Raw genomic sequence first — 20,295 nt, 5'->3', positions numbered from 1 at the left:
TTAGAGCCGCCTGCTTCATCCCCCAACGAAGCGGGCGGCTTATATATGGAAACATACCCCTTTAAACCCACCAAAGATTAGGTGGTGATTTACGCTTCAGGCCAAGCCTTCCGCTCCAATCAATCTATTATTTATTTCGTCACCATACGGGAAATAACCAAACGCTGGATCTCCTGAGTTCCCTCATAGATTTGAGTGATCTTCGCATCACGCATGTAGCGTTCCACCGGATAATCCTTCGTGTAGCCGTATCCGCCGAAGATCTGGACCGCTTCTGTCGTCACCTTCATCGCCGTATCCCCTGCCATCAGCTTAGACATCGCAGATTCCTTCCCATAAGGAAGACCTTCCGACTCAAGCCACGCCGCTTGATAGGTTAATAGACGGGAAGCTTCGATGGATGTCGCCATGTCAGCGATTTTAAAAGAAATCCCCTGATTCGCAGCGATCGGCTTACCGAACTGCTCGCGCTCTTTCGCATAGTCGATGGACGCATCAAGCGCCCCTTGTGCAATTCCGACCGCCTGAGCGGCAATTCCGTTACGGCCGCCGTCAAGTGTCATCATCGCAATTTTGAATCCTTCCCCTTCTTTACCAAGGAGGTTTTCTGCAGGCACTTTGCACTCTTCAAATACGATTTCCGTCGTTGGAGAGGAACGGATGCCGAGCTTCTTCTCTTTTTTACCGACAGAGAAGCCTTCGAAATCCTTCTCCACGATGAACGCACTTGTACCGCGCTGGCGGGACGATGGATCGGTCAATGCAAACACGATGTACGTATCCGCGATTCCGCCGTTCGTGATGAAGATCTTGGAGCCGTTCAATACGTAGTGATCGCCTTCCAAGCGCGCCGTCGTTTTCATGCCGCCTGCATCCGAACCCGAACCCGGCTCAGTCAGACCGTACGCACCGATTTTCTCCCCTTGCGCCATCGGGCGGAGATACTTCTGCTTCTGCTCTTCCGTACCGAATTTATAAACCGGCCATCCCGCTAAAGACGTGTGGGCTGACAGGGTTACACCCGTGGATGCACACACTCTTGAAAGCTCCTCGACTGCGATGCAGTAAGCAAGATAGTCGCTTCCGATCCCGCCGTACTCTTCCGGCCAAGGAATCCCGGTCAAGCCGAGCTCCGCCATTTTGTGGAAAATATCCATATCGAAGCGTTCTTCTTCATCGCGCTCCGCAGCAGTCGGTGCCACCTCATTGCGGGCAAAATCGCGTACCATCTTGCGAATCATTTCATGTTCTTCAGATAATTTAAAATTCATGATTTTTTCTCCCATCTTTGTTGGAATCTATTTTGGACCGTTTAACCACCGCTTATGGTTTCCGTGCAAGACTTCGCTTTCCGCGGGCAGCCCGTGAGCCTCCTCGGCTTCTTCAAGGAGTTCACTGTCTAGCTGCAGGGCTTAGAGGCACATGTCATAAGCCAAACCGACCAAGAAGGCAAAGAACGCCTTCCAGGCCGATTCGTCTTATGCCACACGCCTCTCTTCAAAGCCCTTCCGCTTTTCTGATAGGAGTCTTCGTCTTGCACTCCAACCAACGCTGGAACCAGCCATTTCTCATTCTTGAGTTTCACTAAAAACCTCTTAAACCAATAAATTCTTCCCGATGACCATTCTCTGAATCTCACTCGTGCCTTCATAGATCTCAGTTACTTTGGCGTCTCGGAATAGGCGCTCGACCGGGTATTCTTTGGTGTAGCCGTAGCCTCCGTAGACCTGGATGGCTTCTGTTGTGACGTCGACGGCTGTTTTGGAGGCGAAAAGTTTGGCCATGGAGGCTTCTTTTCCGCAGGAGATGCCTTGGGCGCGAAGGTCTGCCGCTCTGTAGACCAAGAGTTTCGCACCTTCAACGGCGGTTGCCATGTCGGCCAGCTTGAACCCGATCCCCTGCTGGGCGGCAATCGGCTTGCCGAACTGAACGCGTTCTTTCGCATAGTCAGTTGCGTAATCGAACGCTCCTTCCGCGATTCCCAGTGCCTGTGCTGCGATACCTATGCGTCCGACATCCAGGTTTGCCATCGCGATCTTAAAGCCTTCCCCTTCTTGACCAAGAAGGTTTTCTGCCGGTACCTTCATATCTTCAAACGTCAGCTGAACCGTTCTTGAGCCGTGAAGGCCCATTTTGTGTTCGTCTTTCCCGATGATCAGCCCAGGCGTATCCTTTTCGACGATGAATGCCGATACCCCGCGGCTTCCCTTTGCAGGATCGGTGACAGCGAACACGATATATGTATCCGCTTCGCCCCCGTTTGTGATGAAGACCTTCGAACCATTCAGTACATAGTGATCGCCGCGCTTTTCCGCTTTTGACTTCAAGCTCTTCGCATCAGACCCCGCGCTTGGCTCCGTCAAACAGAAAGCCCCTAAATACTCACCAGAAGCAAGCTTTGGAAGGTACTTCTGTTTTTGTTCTTCATTTCCGAAATATAGGATCGGATTCGTTCCCACCGAAGTATGAACCGACAGGATTACCCCGATGGTTGCGCTTACTTTTGACAGTTCGTGAATCGCGATGATGTAGGATGTGAAATCCATCTCGGAGCCGCCGTATTTTTCAGGGATCGTGATTCCCATCAGGCCGAGCTCCGCCATTTTATTTAAAATCTCACGTGGAAAATGCCCCTCTTCCATCTTTTCCACAAAAGGCTGTATTTCTGTTTGTGCAAAATCGCGCACCATCTTGCGCATCATCTGCTGTTCTTCCGTGAATCGTAATTCCATGATTGTCCCCTCCCGGATGTTCGTGTGCATTACTCCAGACGCTGTTTATTCGTAAGAGTAGAAACCTCTTCCAGTCTTCTTGCCGAGCCAGCCTGCTTTTACGTATTTTCTTAGGAGCGGGCATGGGCGGTATTTGTCGTCACCGAAGCCTTCGTGAAGGGTTTCCATGATGTAGAGGCACGTGTCGAGCCCGATGAAATCAGCCAGCGTCAGAGGCCCCATCGGATGATTCATACCAAGCTTCATCACTTCATCGATCGCTTCCTTACTCGCCACACCTTCATACAGCGTGTAGACCGCTTCGTTGATCATCGGCATCAGGATGCGGTTCGAAACGAATCCCGGGAAGTCTTCCACCTCAACAGGCACTTTGTTCAGTGATTTCGTCATATCCTCGATCGCCTGATACACCTCATCCGTTGTCGCAAGTCCGCGGATGATTTCAACAAGCTTCATTACCGGTACCGGATTCATGAAGTGCATCCCAATCACCTGTTCAGGACGCTTCGTAGCCGCTGCAATCTCTGTGATTGGAAGTGAAGATGTATTTGTTGCAAGGATTGCATGCTCAGGGGCGATCTCATCCAGCTGAGCGAAGATCTTCGTTTTGATTTCCATGTTCTCAACCGCTGCTTCGATGACGATATCGACGTTTTTCGCGTTGTTGATATCCGTTGAAGCCGTCAGTCTGTTTAGCGTCGCTTCTTTGTCCCCTTCACTCATTCTGCCTTTTTCGACTGAACGGGAAAGGTTCTTGGTGATGACGCCGATTCCTTTTTGGACGAATTCTTCTTTAAGGTCATTTAAAAATACTTCAAATCCTGCCTGTGCACATACCTGGGCAATCCCCGAGCCCATTTGTCCGGCTCCGATGACCATGACTTTTTTTATGTTCATTGTTTGTTCTCCCCTTTGATTGAAAAATGGTCCCTCTATACCGCAGTTGGTTTCCGTGGAAGACTTCGCTTTCCGCGGGTAGCCCGTGAGCCTCCTCGTCACTTCGTTCCTGCGGGGTCTCACATCAGCTACTCTTCCCGCAGGAGTCTTCGTCTTCCACTCCAACCAACTGCTGGATAAATTTGAAATTTCGAATTTGTGTACCTGGTCCAGGCCCGTTGATTTGTACCAGGTACACTGGCTGCCTTTTGTACCTGGTACACCGGCGAGCCCGGTGCGGTGCCTGGCTAAGGTTGCTTGATTTGTGCCTGGCACAAAGTGCATCGATTGTTCCTGGCACAACATGGCTCGTTTGTTCCTGGCACCGCTAAACTCCATAAGGTGCCTGGCTCAGATGACCCGGTTTGAGCCTGGCTCAAAACACTTCATTTGAACCTGGCTCAAAACCACCAAATCGAGCCAGGCACCCAACTCTAACTTAAAACTCTACCAATCTACCATTCCAAAATCCGCAGCCTACTGCTTCGGCACCTCAATCATAACCGCATCTCCCTGGCCGCCACCGGAACAGATGGACGCAATTCCGATTCCGCCGCCGCGGCGTTTCAGTTCGTAAGCAAGTGTCAGGATGATGCGTGCTCCGCTTGCCCCGATCGGGTGGCCGAGGGCAACAGCGCCGCCGTTTACGTTGATTTTTTCAGGATCGAGACCGGCAATCTTGCCGCTTGTCAATGCCACTGCCGCGAATGCTTCGTTTATTTCGAATAGGTCGATTTCTTCTAGTGATTTACCTGTTTTCTTTAATAGCTCGTTGATGACAAGTCCAGGCGTCTGCGGGAAGTCCTTTGCTTCCACTGCAATTGCCGTATGACCCAGGATCGTCGCCAATGGTTTTTTGCCTTCTTTTTCAGCACGTTCCTCACTCATCAGGATCATCGCTGCCGCTCCGTCATTGACCCCCGGTGCGTTACCTGCCGTGATCGTTCCGTCTGAACCGAATACCGGACCTAATTTAGCCAGTACTTCACTGGAAGTATCCTTACGAGGTGCTTCGTCACGATCGACAACCACTGGATCACCTTTGCGCTGCGGCACTTCCACCGGCACGATTTCCTCGCCAAGCTTCCCATCCTCAGTCGCCTTCACCGCAAGTTCATGGCTTCTTAATGCCCAGCGATCCTGGTCTTCCCTTGTTAGTTCGAATTCCTTCGCTGTAGCGTTTCCGTACGTCCCCATGTGAACGTTGTTGAAGCTGCATGTCAGACCGTCGTGAACCATCAGATCCTTCACACTTGAGTCACCCATTTTGAATCCCCAGCGTGCTTTAGGCAGAATATATGGCGCATTCGACATCGATTCCATTCCTCCGGCAACGATTACTTCCCCGTCCCCGGCGCGGATGATCTGATCGGCCATCGTCACACTTCTCATCCCGGATGCACACACTTTATTGATCGTTTCCGTCTTCACATTCCAAGGCAGGCCTGCGTGACGCGATGCCTGGCGGGAAGGGATCTGTCCCTGTCCTCCCTGCAGGACGGAACCGAGGATCACTTCATCGATGTCTTCACCGCTGACCCCCGCTCTATTCAATGCTTCCTTCACGGCAAATCCGCCAAGCTCGGAAGCTGTAAAACTGCTCAATCCGCCTCCAAACTTACCGAAAGGAGTTCTGGCCCCATCTAAAATAACCGTTTTTCCCATGTAAATCCCTCTCCTTATTGTTCAGTTTGAGAATCATATTTTTGTATACGCTTTCAAAAAATCCAGTAAGTATCAGGTTGTTCTTCAGTGCTCCGGGAAAGTGTCCCGGTTGCTGTATTTTATTGTGGCTGATCTGCATGTAAGAGCCGCTTCTGCTATTGCGACTGAACGCTCGCTCGACCAAATCCCAAAAGAGGAAGGGACAGATTCCGTCCCTTCACTACTTCCATTGTACTTCAAAATTGTGTAAAACGTAATGATTTTTTAGAAAGTTTTTATTTTTCATTTAAATTACTATTCTAGAAAAATAAATAGGAGTGAAACGCCATAATGAGTATTATGTTGTTTCACTCCTTTTACAGATAACGTTGAGTAGATGCAGGGCTTAAGCCACTACCTCATCCTTCCGGTCACCGCAGACTGCTTTTTCAAGAAGCTCGGCAACGTCGAGTGTTGAGACGTTTTCTTCGACTTCCTTGGCTTTCGTTCCATCTGATAGCATCGTCAGGCAGTAAGGACAGCCTGAGCTGATGACGGACGGGCTGACAGCAAGTGCCTGTTCTGTACGTGAGACGTTGACGCGGTGGCCTGTGTCTTCTTCCATCCACATGAGTCCCCCGCCGGCTCCACAGCACATTCCCTTTTCGCGGTTACGTTCCATTTCAACGAGTTTCACGCCGGAAATCGCTTTAAGGATTTCACGCGGCGGATCGTATACTTCGTTGTAACGGCCCAGGTAGCAGGAATCATGGAACGTGATCGTTTCGTTGACTTCATACTGAGGCTTCAATCGGCCTTCCTTCACCAGGTCATACAGAAGCTCTGTATGGTGATAGACCTCTGCTTCCAAGCCGAAGTCAGGATATTCATTTTTGAAAATGTTATACGCATGCGGGTCGATCGTGATGATTTTCTTTATTTCATGCTTTTCGAACTCGGCGATGTTGTTCGTCGCAAGCTCCTGGAATAAGAACTCGTTACCCAGGCGGCGAGGTGTGTCACCGGAGTTTTTCTCCTTGTTCCCAAGGATCGCGAACTTCACGCCTGCTTCATTCAGAAGCTTCGCAAACGAAAGCGCGATTTTTTGGCTTCGGTTATCAAATGAACCCATGGATCCGACCCAGAATAAGTATTCGAAGTCTTCCCCGGCTTTTTTCATTTCTTTCACCGTCGGGATGTGAACGTCTTCTCTCGCTTCACGCCAGTTTTCACGTTCTTTTCGGTTAAGGCCCCATGGATTTCCCTGGCGCTCGATGTTTTGCATTGCGCGCTGGGCATCGGCATCCATTTTTCCTTCTGTCAGTACCAGATAACGGCGAAGGTCGATGATTTTATCGACGTGCTCATTCATGACCGGACATTGGTCTTCACAGTTACGGCATGTTGTACACGCCCAGATTTCCTCTTCCGTGATGACGTCCCCAATCAGGGATGGGCTGTATGCTGCACCGGCAGCCGCTTCTTCAGCTGCCTGTGTCGCACCTGCCATCGCAAGCTGGTTTCCTTTCGTCCCGTTGAAAGCAAATGTAGGCACCCATGGTTTCTTTTGCGTAACGGCTGCACCATGATTCGTCAGGTGGTCACGCAGCTTCACAATCAGATCCATCGGCGAAAGCATTTTCCCTGTACCGGTTGCCGGACACATATTCGTACAGCGTCCGCATTCCACACAGGCGTAGAAATCGATCATCTGGTGCTGGTTGAATTCTTCTATTTTTCCTACCCCGAAGCTTTCTGCCGTTTCGTCTTCAAAGTCGATCGGCTTCAGTTTTCCAGGGTTGTCTAAACGGTTAAAAAACACATTGGCTGGTCCTGCGATCAAGTGGGCGTGCTTTGACTGCGGCACGTACACCAAGAAAGCAAGTAAGAAAATCAAGTGGATCCACCATGCGATGTAGAAAATCACGATGGATGCCGTTTCACCGATGGCACCGAGTGCTCCTGCAATCAGTGACGCGACCGGCTCAGTCCAGGCAAGCTCTTCGCCATGCCAGATCAGGCTCATCCCGTTTCCGACCAGGACGGAAAGCATCAAGCCCCCGATGAATAAAAGAACGAGTCCTGATTTGAAGCCTCTTTTTAAACGGACGAGCTTTTCAACGTAACGTCGGTGGAACGCCCACACGACAGCGACGAGGATCATCAGTGTGACGAGTTCCTGGAAGAACGTGAAGCCTGGATACAACGGTCCAAGCGGCAGGTGGCTTCCCGGTGCGAGTCCTTTGATGATGAAGTCGATCGCCCCGAATTGTACTAAAATAAAGCCATAGAAGAACATGACGTGGATCGCTCCACTTTTCTTATCCTTCAAGAGCTTTTTCTGTCCGAAAACATTGACCATGATTTTTTCGAAGCGTTCTTTGAATCGTTTATCAAATTCGACTTTATTACCAAGTTTGATATATTCAATTCTTGTTTTGACCACATACACAAACAGACTCACTGCGTAAACGGTTACAAAAATGAACGCAATCCAATTGAGAATGAGTAATATATTCATCTCAAGTCTCTCCCCCTTTTTCGGTTCGTAAATGAACTTCCCCCTTTGTTCAAACTTTTACAAACCAAATTAATATTCAGAAAAATGTCCTTATGTCCATTATATAATGAATGAGCATTCAGTCAACGATTTTTTTAAAAGAAACTTCTCTGATCACCGCAAATGATTTCCGTGCAGGATTACGCTTTCCGCGGGCGGCCCGTGAGCCTCTAAGCCCCGTAGCTAGACACGTCTCACATTAGCTACTCTTCCCGCGGGAGTCTTCGTCCTGACTCCAATCAACCGCTGGAACGACTTAAATCTCGAAACAACTCATTCATTTTAGGAATGATTCATAAGCCCCTTTTTCTTCCATAGTCGAAAAGTATGAAGAAAAGGTTTCGAGTCTTATTGTTACAGGGAATAAAAAATTATGGAACACAATACAAGTTACCGGACATACTAAGCCTATTGACGATGAGAGAGTGATACGAATGTGGTTGGTTTACACACTGTTAATAATTGGATTTTTGATTGCCTGGATCGTGGTTGATTTCAAGCTGGGACGAAGTAAGTTCATTCGTACCCGTACCAGACGAACATACGAGGATCGTTATAGTGATATAACGTTGATTTCCCGTGGACCTGAATTGTTCGATAAAATGTTTACGGATATCAAAAATGCGGAATCTTCTATTCATATTCTGTTTTATATTGTTCAAAATGATCATCTTGGCTACCGTTTCATGGACCTTCTGAAGGAAAAGGCCAAACAGGGCGTGAAAGTCCGGCTGCTTATGGATCAAATCGGAAGTCTGCAGGTGCCAAGGTATAAAGTGCATATGCTGAAGACGGTAGGTGTAGAAGTCGCTTACGCCCAGAAAGTGAAATTCCCTTACCTATTCTTTTCCTCCCAGCAGCGAAATCACCGGAAAATCACCGTGATTGATGGGAAAATCGGTTATCTTGGAGGATACAATGTCGGGAAGGAATACATCGATGAAAATGATAAGCCGGAGCTGTCCCCTTGGAGAGATTATCATATGAGAATGGAAGGGGAAGGGGTCCTCGACCTTCAATCTGAATTTATTATCGACTGGCACCGTGCGACGCAGCAGGATTTAAAAAACGATTCGCTTTACTTTCCCTCTTCCGAAAAAGGGAGTATGAAGCATCGGATTTTCCCTACCGAGGGTGTCAACATCGAGCAGTTTTTCGGGGAGTTCATCGAGGAAGCGGAAGAATCCATCTTCATCGGTTCTCCTTACTTCATTCCGACCAGTCACTTGATGGACAAACTGATGAATGCGCTCGACCGGGGCGTTAAACTGACGATCATCGTGCCGGATCAGGCGGACCATGCCCTGGTGAAGGAAGCGGCCTTTCCCTATTTCAGGCCGCTTCTTGCAAAAGGGGCGTTGGTGTATCAATATATGAACGGTTTTTATCACGGAAAGATCATGATGGTCGATGATCACATTTGTGATATAGGAACAGCGAACTTCGATCAGCGGAGCTTTTTCCTCAATCTTGAGCTTAATAATCTGATCTATGATAAACATTTTATTGAAATAGTAAAAAAAGAAATCGATAAAGACATACAGGCATCCGATCGATTGACTGCCAGTGATTTGGAGTCTGTATCTTTCTTTACAAAATTTAAGGAGAAGGTCGCTTCGGCGATTTCCATTCTGCTTTAGGGAGGGCTGCAGCATGAAAGTGAGACTGGGATTTGTGGCAAATTCCCTTGCCTTGTGGGATTCAAGTCCCTCCAAAACGATGACTTACAGACGGTTCACCGAGCTGCCTCACGAGGAGCGCATGGAGAAGCTCATTGAAGTGACGAGGATGAATCTGGAGCATACGAAACGGATTCTTTATTATTGTCGAGCCCATGAGATTGAGCTGTACAGACTTTCAAGCTCACTCGTCCCATTGGCGACGCACCCGGATGTCGAGTGGGATTTCTACTCCCCTTTTAAAAATGAATGGAAGGAGCTCGGGGATCTCATCAAATCGTTCGGGATCCGGGCGAGTTTTCATCCGAATCAATTCACGTTGTTCACAAGCCCGAAGCAGCATGTCACCGACAATGCGGTGAAGGACTTGGTGTATCATTACCGGATGCTTGAGTACATGGGAGTCGAAAAGGAGTCGGTGATCAATATTCATATCGGCGGGACCTACGGGGATAAAAAAGGAGCGCTCGGGAGGTTTCACGAGAACCTAAATTCGATCCCGCCCGAGGTGAAGGAAATCATGACGCTCGAGAACGACGACAAGACGTACAATGTGGAGGAGACGCTTGCCGCCTGTCAAAAGGAAGATATTCCGATGGTGCTTGATATCCACCATCATGAAGCGAACCTCAGCAGCGAGCTTCTTGAAACATATCTTGAGGACATCTTTAAGACATGGGACAGGCGGGATCTTGTGCCCAAAATACATATCTCTTCCCCAAAATCCGAAAAAGCCTTTCGATCCCATGCCGATTATGTGGACCCGGATTTTGTGAAACCCTTTTTTAAAACACTGAAGAAATTCGGCCAGGATGTCGACTTCATGATCGAAGCGAAGGACAAGGACCTTGCCATGCTGAAACTGACCGAAGACCTCGCTTCCATCCGCGGTGTCAAGCGGATCAGCGGCGGTGTGCTGGAGTATTGATTTAGTAAGCAGAACGGCTTCAGGAGGCCGTTCTGCTTTTTTTATCCAATCTTCTGGTTTTCTTTCACAGGCAGCCGGGAATCTCTCCGGAAAAATGAAGTGAAGAAATAATATAATCCCGGTATGACGATGGCCAATCCAACTACCATGTAGGTTTGTCTTGTACCGAGAACCGCTGATGAGGCAAATAAGATCCCCAATGGCATCGTCAACCTGATGAAAAGGAGTCTCACAGCACTCAGCTGTGACAGGCGGTCTCTCGGGGCTTCCTTTTGAAACTGAGCGGCGTTCTGGGCATTGAACAAGGGAAAGATCAAGCCGCCGAATAATTCACAGAGCCACGCCAACGGGATCGATTGGACAAAATAAAAGAATACGAAGGAAAGTCCGCCGCCTATCAAGCCTAAATACATCGTTTGCGCGTTTTTCGATACACGGGTCAGTAAAAACATGCCTAGAGCATACCCGACAGGAAATGCTCCGGAAAAGATCCCATAGTGCCAGGCATCGCCATTCAGATCGCTGCGAATGAAGGGAACACTCAACACCAAAGCCGCCCCTACTGCAAACTGTACAGCAGAGGAAAGAATGGTTAGGCGCAGAAGACGGGGATATTGAAAAAAGGTGTTGTATCCCTCCTTCATCTCTTCCCACCAGAATTTTTTTGTCCATGCAGCCGCCTTTTTCGTACTGGTTTGAGGGATTCGCGACAGTGCAAAATAACTGGCAAGAAACATGACGCAGGAAAAACCATAGATGAAATGCATCGGACTGACCACAAGTAATAAGGAAGTGGCTCCCGGGGCAAGAAAACTCATCAGCCTGATGGTGCCATCGAGCAAGACGTTTGCATCTGCGAGCTCTTCCTCCTTGCAAATATCGGGGAGCAAAGAAAATGACAGACTGGCGTAAATCGGCTGCATCAGTCCCAAGAGGCATTGAAGCAGGACCAATCCAGTAATGATCCCGTTCGGGGAGCCGGTCAAATGGCCGGCCAGGGGAAGCAGATAAGCAAATGCCCGGATCAATTGGATCCTCTTCAGCATCTTTTCTTTTACCACATGGTTAAGAAACGGGGCGCTGATTCCCTGCAAAACCAGAGAAGGAATAAAGTAAACGAGCCAGAGGATGCCCATCCATTCTTTCGAGCCTGTCAATTCAAATAACAGCAATCCGTTAATGATCCCTCCGGCCGCCCCGCCGAATTCTGATATGACTTCCCCTGCCCAAAGTGCCTTGAATGATTTAGAGAATTTCTTCATTATTTGGTATCCAGGAATTGATTCAGTTTTTCAGAAAACGTTTCGATCCTGTGCGGGTTCACTGAATAAACCCCTTTATCTGCGGCCACAAATTTTGCCGCTTTTAATAGTGAAAGCTGATGATGGAGCGACGTTTTAGACGTTTGAAACTGAACACTCAATTCTTGCAGCGACAACGGCCCTTTCATAAGCTGGTACAGCAGCTTCAGACGGAGCTCGTCCCCCAGGGCTTTGTGGCCGCGGACTAATTCCGAAGATGGTTCGCCCGGGGATGCTAGATAATCATCTTTTAAAGGGTAGAAAAAAATCTTGGTGTCCGGGGTCCTTTTTTCCAATATCCACGGCCTGTAGGCTGCATGGGGAATCAGTTTAACCTTCCATACGCCGGGTTCCGGGAGGTAATTGACCCCGTCGGTCACTCTTTCAATTTCCTCAACAGGATTTCTTGCATCAAGGTTTCGTTGCTGCTTACACTCATAATCCAGCGCCTTGAGCCACTTTTCCCAGTTTTCGTTTTGACTGATCCAGCTGGTCCATTCATCCATGATGGTAATCAGCAGATCCCTGATTTGCCCGTAGGAATACCGTCCAAGATGACTTATATATCCCCCTAAAAATTCATGACCTTCAAAATTGGCAGCGTATTGCTCAAACAGATCCCGATTTGTATGCTGTTCGGCTGTTTCTACTCTCATTGTCTCAAGATTTCTGCTCTTATACGGCAGAACTGTTTCATAAAAATCAGCTGCCGGAAGCTCCTTAAGCCTGTTCGAAAAATCTTGTACGTTCGCTGCGGAAAATTTATTTTGCAGCATAATGAGCGCGTGCCAGAAGTTTGTTTTTTCAATTTCATCTAAGTTCTTAACCAAGGTTGGAGGCATGGAAGACGAGGATGCGGCCCACTCCCTGTCCATGTCGAAGGTGTGCCTGAGCTGCTTATGTGTATACCCTGAGATGCCAAGGATGATTTCCCACACAGGTGACCACTCTACCTCCAGGGATATGGATTCCACTTCATCTGATTGCAGTAAATGTTTCAAAATAAATAGCCTCCCTTAGAGATCGTTGACTTTATTCTAATGTTTTTGAATTTATTATTCAATATATTTTGAATAATAAATTCAAAATAATCACAAAAGCCCGGAGGATGATCCGGGCTTTACTGAGACAGCACTCCCTTTATCAGGACGCTTCTTTTATGTAAAAATCACTTAAATACCGATTCAATCCAAGGCTGGATCGCCATGAATGCCTTGAAGCCCAAATAAATCCCAACGATCCCGGCGATTCCGGCAAGCGCGGGCGGGGCTGGAATCGGAAGCTTGAACAGGGCGAAAATGAACCCTACCACAAACCCGGTAACAATGGCCAGCACAACAGTCTTCATGAGTAACCTCCTAAGCTATGTCTACCCACTATTATACGTTATACGGAAAAAAATATTAAAAAGAAGACCCGCCCTTCACTGCATTAACGCAGCGAGGGACGGGCCTTCGATTTTTGATTACATTTTTTCAGGGGCTGCAACACCGATCAGGGCAAGTGCGTTTTGAAGCGTTACCCGTACGGATTTGACGAGTGCCAGGCGCGCTGTTGTAAGCTCGCGGTTTTCATCGTCCAGCACCTTGTTGGCGTTATAGAAGCTGTGGAATGCAGATGCAAGATCATTGATGTAGTTTGCGACACGGTGCGGTGTGCGCTTCTCAGCTGCATCGGCGATCATCTGCGGGAATTCTCCCAGCTTCTTCAGAAGGTCGATTTCTTTTTCCGTTCCGATCAGGCTCAGGTCGATGCGGTCTTCAGAAGCAAGGCCGGACTCTTCTGCCTGACGCAGGATCGAACAGATACGCGCATGTGCGTATTGTGCATAGTAGACAGGGTTTTCATTGGACTGTGACACCGCCAGGTCCAGATCGAAATCCATATGGGTATCCGCGCTTCTCATCGCGAAGAAATAACGAACGGCATCCAGGCCGACTTCCTCCACAAGCTCACGCAGCGTTACCGCTTTACCGGTACGCTTACTCATCTTCATCTTTTCGCCATCCTTATAAAGGTGAACAAGCTGAATCACTTCTACTTCAAGCTTCTCGCGGTCAAAGCCAAGCGCTTCGATCGCCGCTTTCATGCGGGGGATATAACCGTGATGGTCCGCTCCCCAGATGTTGATGAGCACCTCATGCCCGCGCTCGAATTTATCCTGATGGTAAGAGATGTCCGGAGTCAGATACGTATACGTCCCGTCGTTCTTGATCAACACACGGTTCTTATCGTCGCCAAGCTCGGTCGAACGGAACCAAGTCGCTCCGTCTTCTTCGTATACATGTCCGTTTTCGCGGAGCTTCGCCAGCGCCGCATCGATTTTCCCGTTTTCATAAAGGGAGGTTTCAGAGTACCACACATTGAATGGCACGCGGAACATTTCGAGATCCTTCTGAAGCTTGGACATTTCAACCTTCAATCCGTACTCACGGAAAAACTTGTAGCGTTCCTCTTCGCCTGCATCCGCATATTTAGAACCGAATTCATCAGCAAGCTGCTTTCCGATTTCAATGATGTCGGCACCGTGGTAGCCGTCTTCAGGCATTGCCACATCTTGACCAAGTGCCTGGAAATAACGGGCTTCCACTGATTTAGCCAAGTTATGGATCTGGTTTCCGGCGTCATTGATATAGTACTCGCGAGTCACCTTGTAGCCTGCTTTTTCAAGCACATTACAGAGGGAATCACCGACAGCAGCGCCGCGGGCATGTCCAAGGTGAAGGTCACCGGTAGGGTTCGCTGAAACAAACTCAACGTTGATGCGCTCCCCTTTCCCTGCATCGGACAATCCATATTCGTGATCCTGATCGAGAATCATCGGAATCAGATCCGTCAGGTAATCGTTATTCATAAAGAAGTTGATGAATCCAGGTCCGGCAATTTCCATCTTTTCAATGGAAGCCTTTGATTGATCAAAGTTTGCCATGATGTCTTCTGCGATCATGCGCGGCGCTTTTTTCGCTACACGCGCCAGCTGCATCGCCATGTTTGTGGAGTAATCCCCATGTGACTTTTCCTTCGGTGTCTCAAGGATGATATCCGGAATCTGCTCCTCTGTTGCAAGACCCGCTTTCAGAACCGCTGCTTTTATTTCGGATTTCAGGTTTTCTTGTACTTTTTCGACGATATTCATGCGCCTATTCTTCCTCCTTAAAATTGATCGACATCTCATAATCCCCGACCGAGCTGCCCTGCATCATCAGCTCATATGAAAGGTTGAAATCCCCTTCTGCCTTGGACAGGTTTTTCGTATGTGAAAGTTTCTTTGTTTTTGTCGTAAGCAAGAGTGTCCCGAGCTCGCTTTCATAGGAACCGTTCATCTCTTCCTCTTCGTTAAACACCATTCTCATCTTCACGGCACCGCTTCTTAAGATCAGTGCCTGCGTATCGGTGACTTTGACGATTGTATGGATGGTCCCTTCTTCCTGGACTTCGTCGTACTTCAGGAAAAAGGCATCCCCTTTTTCATAGTATCGCCCAAATGATACGAGCTCAAAAGAGTCGCTGTCTTCACCGATTGTGATATTCGTTTTTAAGTGAATTTTGACAGGCGTGGATTCAGTATTGAATTCTGTCAAACCACTCACATCCTTTTCTATTTTAGGGTCCGATCGTGGAATTGGTCCGCCTTTGTTGGCGGGCGGTCTTCCTTCTAACTTATTAAGTATAAGAAGTATTGGGTGAAAATGCAATGAATGGGGGTGAGTTTTGGGTTGGAAGTTTGTGAAAGTTGTGATGAGCCGGCTTCTTAATTCCAGGTACCAGGTTTCGTCTTCTTTATACCGCTGTTGATTTCCGTGGAAGACTTCGCTTTCCGCGGGCGAGCGGGGAGCCTCCTCGGCATTCGCCTGCGGGGTCTCCCCTGCTTCGCTTTTCCCGCAGGAGTCTACGTCTTCCACTCCAATCTACAGCTGGTTTCGTTTCATACTACTATAGAGCCTAATAATTCTGTTTGAGACTATAGAGCTGCTACCCTAATTCAATTCATTTTTACTTTTCTTTCATTCCCCAGATCCCTTAACGTACTCTATCCCACTCTATTTTTCAAAGAGGCACTATTTCTCCTTATAAAAGAAATAGGATCACCTCATAACAAGGCAATCCTATTTTAAATAAGTTATTTCACCCAGCCTAAAAGCATTTCACGAATGAGTTTGCTGGCTGTGTTGGCTGTTTGTTCGGATGGGTCGTAGATTGGTGCTACTTCGACGAGGTCGGCACCTACTACGTGGACTCCGGAGTGCGCGATCTCATGGATGGATGCAAGCAGCTCCCTGGATGTGATCCCGCCGCAGTCCACGGTACCTGTTCCAGGAGCGTGGGCTGGGTCCAGTACGTCGATGTCGATCGTGACGTAAACAGGACGTCCTGCAAGCGTCGGAAGGATTTTCTTAAGCGGCTCGAGCACTTCGAATTTCGAGATGTGCATGCCGTTTTCTTTTGCCCATTGGAACTCTTCCTTCATGCCTGAGCGGATTCCGAAAGAATACACATTTTCAGGTCCGATATGCTCGGCGATCTTTCGGATCGGAGTCGAGTGGGAAAGCGGCTCTCCCTCATACTCTTCACGAAGATCCGTGTGAGCGTCCATATGGATGATCGCCAAATCCGGGTACTTCTTCGCAACAGCCTTCATCACTGGCCATGAAACGAGGTGCTCCCCGCCCATGCCGAACGGGATTTTCCCGTCGCCTAGAAGCTGATCGATATAATCCTCGATCATATCGATGCTGCGCTGAGGATTTCCGAACGGCAGCGGAATATCGCCGGCATCGAAGAATTTCACTTCTTCAAGCTCGCGGTCAAGATATGCACTGTATTCTTCAAGTCCGATCGATACTTCACGGATGCGGGCAGGGCCGAAACGTGAACCCGGACGGTAGCTGACCGTCCAATCCATCGGCATCCCGTAAAGCACAACCGAGCTCTCTTCATAGGAAGGATGACTCTTAATAAACACATTACCTGAATAAGCTTCATCAAAACGCATCTTATTCACCCTTTCTTTATCGATTATTTCGTCAGGTCTTTGACGAATTTAGGAAGCACGAATGCTGCGTTGTGCAGTTCCGGCGTGTAGTATTTTGTTTCGATTTCGTGGAATCGTTCTTCAGGCACTTCGATTGGATCATGTTTTTTAGATCCGATCGTGAATGCCCACATGCCGCTTGGGTAAGTCGGGATATTCGCTGTGTACAGGCGTGTAACCGGGAAGATTTCCTTCACATCACGCTGTACCTGGCGGATAAGGTCCGCTTTGAACCATGGATTGTCACATTGAGCGACAAAGATCCCGTCTTCTTTAAGAGCTTTAGAGATTCCCGCATAAAAACCTTTTGTAAACAGGTTTACAGCTGGCCCTACAGGCTCAGTGGAATCGACCATGATGACGTCATATTCATTTTCGCTTTTCGCGATATGCATGAAGCCGTCGCCCACCTGGACATCGACGCGCTCGTTTTCAAGTTCGCCTGCGATTTCCGGAAGGTATTTCTTTGAGTACTCGATGACTTTTCCATCGATATCGACCAATACGGCTTTTTTCACGCTTGGGTGCTTCAGGACTTCACGGATGACACCGCCGTCGCCGCCTCCTACTACCAATACTCTTTCCGGGTTCGGGTGTGTGAATAAAGGTACGTGTGCGACCATTTCGTGGTAGACGAATTCGTCTTTTTGGCTTGTCATGACCATGCCGTCAAGGAAGAGCATGTTGCCCCATTCTTCTGTTTCAGCCATTTCAAGGTATTGAAAATCCGTTTGCTCTGTATGTAAAGTCTTTTTGATTTTCATTGTGATTCCGAAGTTTTCTGTTTGTTTTTCTGTGTACCAAAGTCCACTCATTGTTTCTACTTCCCTTCTTATAATTATTTTATCGCTATAAACTGCCCGATCGCCGCTTTTGATTTCCGTGGAAGACTCCGCTTTCCGCGGGCGGTTGGTGAGCCTCCTCGGCTTCGCCTGCGGGGTCTCACCTAACTCGCTTATCCCGCAGGAGTCTGCGTCTTCCACTCCAATCAAAAGCTGGATCCGTTTGAAAACTAAATAGCTATTATGTTTATTCTAGCTGAAAACCTGTTACTGCAAATTATCAAATATGCTTAACCTTCCAAATTCAAAGTCACTTAACATCACAGATATTGATTACAAAATAAATAACGTCATCGACAGACGTCATTTTTATCCTTCCCTATCATGATAAATACAAACATGAGAAAAAGTATAGTGGAATCTAGCAAAAATTCAAGTGAAATTTTTTCTATTCTAGTACGTTTAAAAACTCTGCAAAGCTTTCATACTGATTATATATACCAGAAGTTTATCGGAAGGCCCGTCCCTCGGTGCTTTAACGCATCGAGGGACGGGCCTTGGGGAAGGGAACCCGGGGACGGATTCTCATAGAAAACTATTTTATAAAAAAGGCGGGAAAAGGGATGGAACTGATTACTCGTTCGAGAATGGAGAAAACAAAAAAATATGTCAGGGCAGCCGTTATTCTGTCTCTATTATTTTCTGTCCTGATGCTGATCGGGCTCATCGGGGTGCTGACGTATGCGAAGATTCAGGGTCCCCCGCCGCTCGCGGTCCCTCAGTCCACGCTCATTTACGGGGAGGACGGCAAGGTGATCGGCGAGACGAACACCGGCGAGAAACGCTACTGGGTGAATCTCGACCAAATCTCACCGGCCCTCGTCGAAGCGACGATTTCAATAGAAGACAAGAATTTCTATCAACATTACGGATTTGATATAAAAAGGATCGCCGGCGCCGCACTCGCCGACCTGCAGGCAATGGCCAAGGTACAGGGGGCGAGCACCATTTCCCAGCAGTACGCCCGCAATCTATTTTTAACGCATGATAAGACGTGGAAACGAAAGATTTCAGAAGCCCTTTATACACTTCGCATCGAAATGAACTATAGCAAGAAGGAAATTCTCGAGGGTTACCTCAACACCATCTATTACGGACACGGCGCTTACGGGGTCCAGGCTGCAAGTCAATATTATTTTGGAAAAGACGCAGACAGGCTGACACTGGCGGAGGCATCCATGCTTGCGGGGATCCCGAAAGCACCTTCCTACTATTCCCCTCTCGAATCGATGGAGAATGCCAAGAAGCGGCAGGAGCTCATACTTGATTCTATGAAGGAAGATGGTTTCATCACGAAGGCGGAAAGTGAAATTACGAAGGCAAAACCAATCAAGATCAACGGGCATCATGCCCATCTAACCGTGGAAACAGCGCCATATTTTCAAGATGTCGTTAAAAACATCCTCCGCACGGAACTGGGGCTTGAAGAACGAACAATCGAAATGGGCGGTCTCAAAGTTTACACAACGCTTAATACAAAGCATCAGGAAATAGCTGAAAAAGTGGTCGACGGGCAGATTGAAGAGGAGTCCGACATCCAGCTCGGGTTTGTCTCGATGAATCCTAAAAACGGCTACGTCACTGCGATGGTCGGCGGCCGGAGCTATGAGGAAAGTCCTTTCAACCGCGCTGTTCAAGCCATACGCCAGCCCGGTTCGACGATCAAGCCGCTCCTTTACTATTCAGCACTCGACCAGGGATTCACGCCTGCCACCACGATGAAAAGCGAACTCACCACTTTCACGTTTGACGGAAATAAAAAATACGCGCCGCATAACTACAATAATAAATATGCGAACGATGATATCACGCTTGCCCAGGCGATTGCTCTCTCCGATAATGTCTATGCCGTGAAGACCCACCTGTTCATGGGACAGGACACCCTGCCGAAAACGACAAAGGAGAAATTCGGCATCACCACCCCGGTTAAAAAGTATCCGTCATCCGCCCTCGGAACATCGGGAGCGAGGGTGATCGATATGGTGAACGCCTACAATATGTTCGCCAACGGCGGCTACAAAGTGAAACCGGTCTTCATCACCCGTGTGGAAGACTGGTCCGGGAACGTCATCTATGAAAAAGAAGTGAAGAAAGAGCAAGTCCTCGATCCGGACAAAGCCTACGTCATGACTCACATGCTGAGCGGAATATTCGATCCGAAGCTGAATGATTACTCGACCGTCACCGGGATCCAGATCAGGAAAGACGCAACAAGGCATTACGCCGGAAAATCCGGTACGACCAATACCGACAACTGGATGATCGGATTCTCGCCGCAGCTGACAGCCGGGGTATGGACCGGTTATGACAAAGGGAAGGACATCTCCCTGGTGACCGATAAACTTTACGCGAAGAAAATATGGGTGGAATTCATGGAGGAAGCCCTGAAGGACGAACCCGTCAAAGCGTTCAAGCCGACCAAGGGCGTCGTCGGAGTGGCAGTCAATCCCCACAATGGCAAACTTGCCACGAAGGATTGTCCCGTCCAGCGCTTCACCTACTTCGTGAGGGGCACCGAACCGACTGAATACTGCAAAGTACACCTCGGAGAACACGAATCGCCAAAAGAAAAAGAACCATCCAAAAACGACAAAAAACCATGGTACAAAAAACTGAAAGATTGGATCTTCTAAGTTCCTTT

The 20,295-nt window shown here is 48.3% G+C and carries 15 protein-coding genes; 3 read left to right on the top strand and 12 right to left on the bottom strand.

The window, feature by feature from the left end; genetic code table 11:
• Nucleotides 1–131: 131 nt before the first annotated feature.
• The 5 genes from HWX64_RS13040 to HWX64_RS13020 form a co-directional block, all read right to left on the bottom strand.
• Nucleotides 132–1,271: an acyl-CoA dehydrogenase gene (locus HWX64_RS13040; protein WP_175989989.1), complete on the bottom strand. Its 1,140-nt coding sequence runs from the start codon at nt 1,269–1,271 to the stop codon at nt 132–134.
• A gap of 324 nt (nt 1,272–1,595) precedes the next feature.
• Nucleotides 1,596–2,732: an acyl-CoA dehydrogenase gene (locus HWX64_RS13035; RefSeq protein WP_175989988.1), complete on the bottom strand. Its 1,137-nt coding sequence runs from the start codon at nt 2,730–2,732 to the stop codon at nt 1,596–1,598.
• Nucleotides 2,733–2,777: 45 nt separating this feature from the next.
• The gene (locus HWX64_RS13030; protein WP_175989987.1) at nt 2,778–3,629 is read right to left on the bottom strand and encodes a 3-hydroxybutyryl-CoA dehydrogenase; all 852 of its coding nucleotides are present in this window, start codon (nt 3,627–3,629) and stop codon (nt 2,778–2,780) included.
• Nucleotides 3,630–4,145: 516 nt separating this feature from the next.
• The gene (locus HWX64_RS13025) at nt 4,146–5,333 is read right to left on the bottom strand and encodes an acetyl-CoA C-acetyltransferase (protein ID WP_175989986.1); all 1,188 of its coding nucleotides are present in this window, start codon (nt 5,331–5,333) and stop codon (nt 4,146–4,148) included.
• Between the two features lie 385 nt (nt 5,334–5,718).
• Entirely contained in the window at nt 5,719–7,833 is a 2,115-nt protein-coding gene (locus tag HWX64_RS13020) for a 4Fe-4S dicluster domain-containing protein (protein WP_175989985.1), read from the bottom strand.
• Between the two features lie 473 nt (nt 7,834–8,306).
• Here HWX64_RS13020 and cls point away from each other — a divergent pair, with 473 nt between their 5' ends.
• Together cls and uvsE are read left to right on the top strand one after the other, a co-directional pair.
• Nucleotides 8,307–9,512 (top strand): cardiolipin synthase, encoded by a 1,206-nt coding sequence (gene cls / locus HWX64_RS13015; RefSeq protein ID WP_175989984.1) that lies wholly within the window; start codon nt 8,307–8,309, stop codon nt 9,510–9,512.
• A gap of 13 nt (nt 9,513–9,525) precedes the next feature.
• Nucleotides 9,526–10,479 (top strand): UV DNA damage repair endonuclease UvsE, encoded by a 954-nt coding sequence (uvsE, locus tag HWX64_RS13010; RefSeq protein WP_175989983.1) that lies wholly within the window; start codon nt 9,526–9,528, stop codon nt 10,477–10,479.
• A gap of 41 nt (nt 10,480–10,520) precedes the next feature.
• On the opposite strand, the gene HWX64_RS13005 is transcribed toward uvsE, so the two are convergent.
• From HWX64_RS13005 to speE, 7 genes are all read right to left on the bottom strand, one after another.
• The gene (locus HWX64_RS13005; RefSeq protein WP_175989982.1) at nt 10,521–11,741 is read right to left on the bottom strand and encodes an MFS transporter; all 1,221 of its coding nucleotides are present in this window, start codon (nt 11,739–11,741) and stop codon (nt 10,521–10,523) included.
• A complete protein-coding gene (locus tag HWX64_RS13000; protein WP_175989981.1) occupies nt 11,741–12,781 on the bottom strand; it encodes a helix-turn-helix transcriptional regulator in 1,041 nt (346 codons plus the stop codon). The genes HWX64_RS13005 and HWX64_RS13000 overlap by 1 nt, the downstream gene beginning before the upstream one ends.
• A 167-nt stretch (nt 12,782–12,948) precedes the next feature.
• Nucleotides 12,949–13,128, bottom strand: coding sequence for a XapX domain-containing protein (locus tag HWX64_RS12995; protein ID WP_175989980.1), 180 nt, complete (start codon nt 13,126–13,128; stop codon nt 12,949–12,951).
• A 117-nt stretch (nt 13,129–13,245) separates the two neighbouring features.
• The gene (gene argS / locus HWX64_RS12990; RefSeq protein ID WP_175989979.1) at nt 13,246–14,916 is read right to left on the bottom strand and encodes an arginine--tRNA ligase; all 1,671 of its coding nucleotides are present in this window, start codon (nt 14,914–14,916) and stop codon (nt 13,246–13,248) included.
• Nucleotides 14,917–14,920: 4 nt separating this feature from the next.
• A complete protein-coding gene (locus HWX64_RS12985) occupies nt 14,921–15,361 on the bottom strand; it encodes a DUF1934 domain-containing protein (protein ID WP_175989978.1) in 441 nt (146 codons plus the stop codon).
• A 539-nt stretch (nt 15,362–15,900) separates the two neighbouring features.
• Entirely contained in the window at nt 15,901–16,773 is an 873-nt protein-coding gene (gene speB / locus HWX64_RS12980; protein ID WP_175989977.1) for an agmatinase, read from the bottom strand.
• Nucleotides 16,774–16,796: 23 nt separating this feature from the next.
• Nucleotides 16,797–17,627 carry a spermidine synthase gene (speE, locus tag HWX64_RS12975; RefSeq protein ID WP_175989976.1) on the bottom strand — a complete coding sequence of 277 codons (831 nt, stop codon included), beginning with the start codon at nt 17,625–17,627 and terminating at the stop codon, nt 16,797–16,799.
• 590 nt (nt 17,628–18,217) lie between these two features.
• Here speE and HWX64_RS12970 point away from each other — a divergent pair.
• Nucleotides 18,218–20,287 carry a transglycosylase domain-containing protein gene (locus HWX64_RS12970; protein ID WP_175989975.1) on the top strand — a complete coding sequence of 690 codons (2,070 nt, stop codon included), beginning with the start codon at nt 18,218–18,220 and terminating at the stop codon, nt 20,285–20,287.
• Nucleotides 20,288–20,295 lie beyond the last annotated feature (8 nt).

Origin of the sequence: Bacillus sp. Marseille-Q1617 (assembly GCF_903645295.1) — a bacterium.
In the GTDB taxonomy this organism is placed as follows: Bacteria; Bacillota; Bacilli; order Bacillales; family Bacillaceae_B; genus Rossellomorea.
Note: the sequence above shows the minus strand (reverse complement) of the source record. Positions and strands in the feature narration are given on the sequence as shown.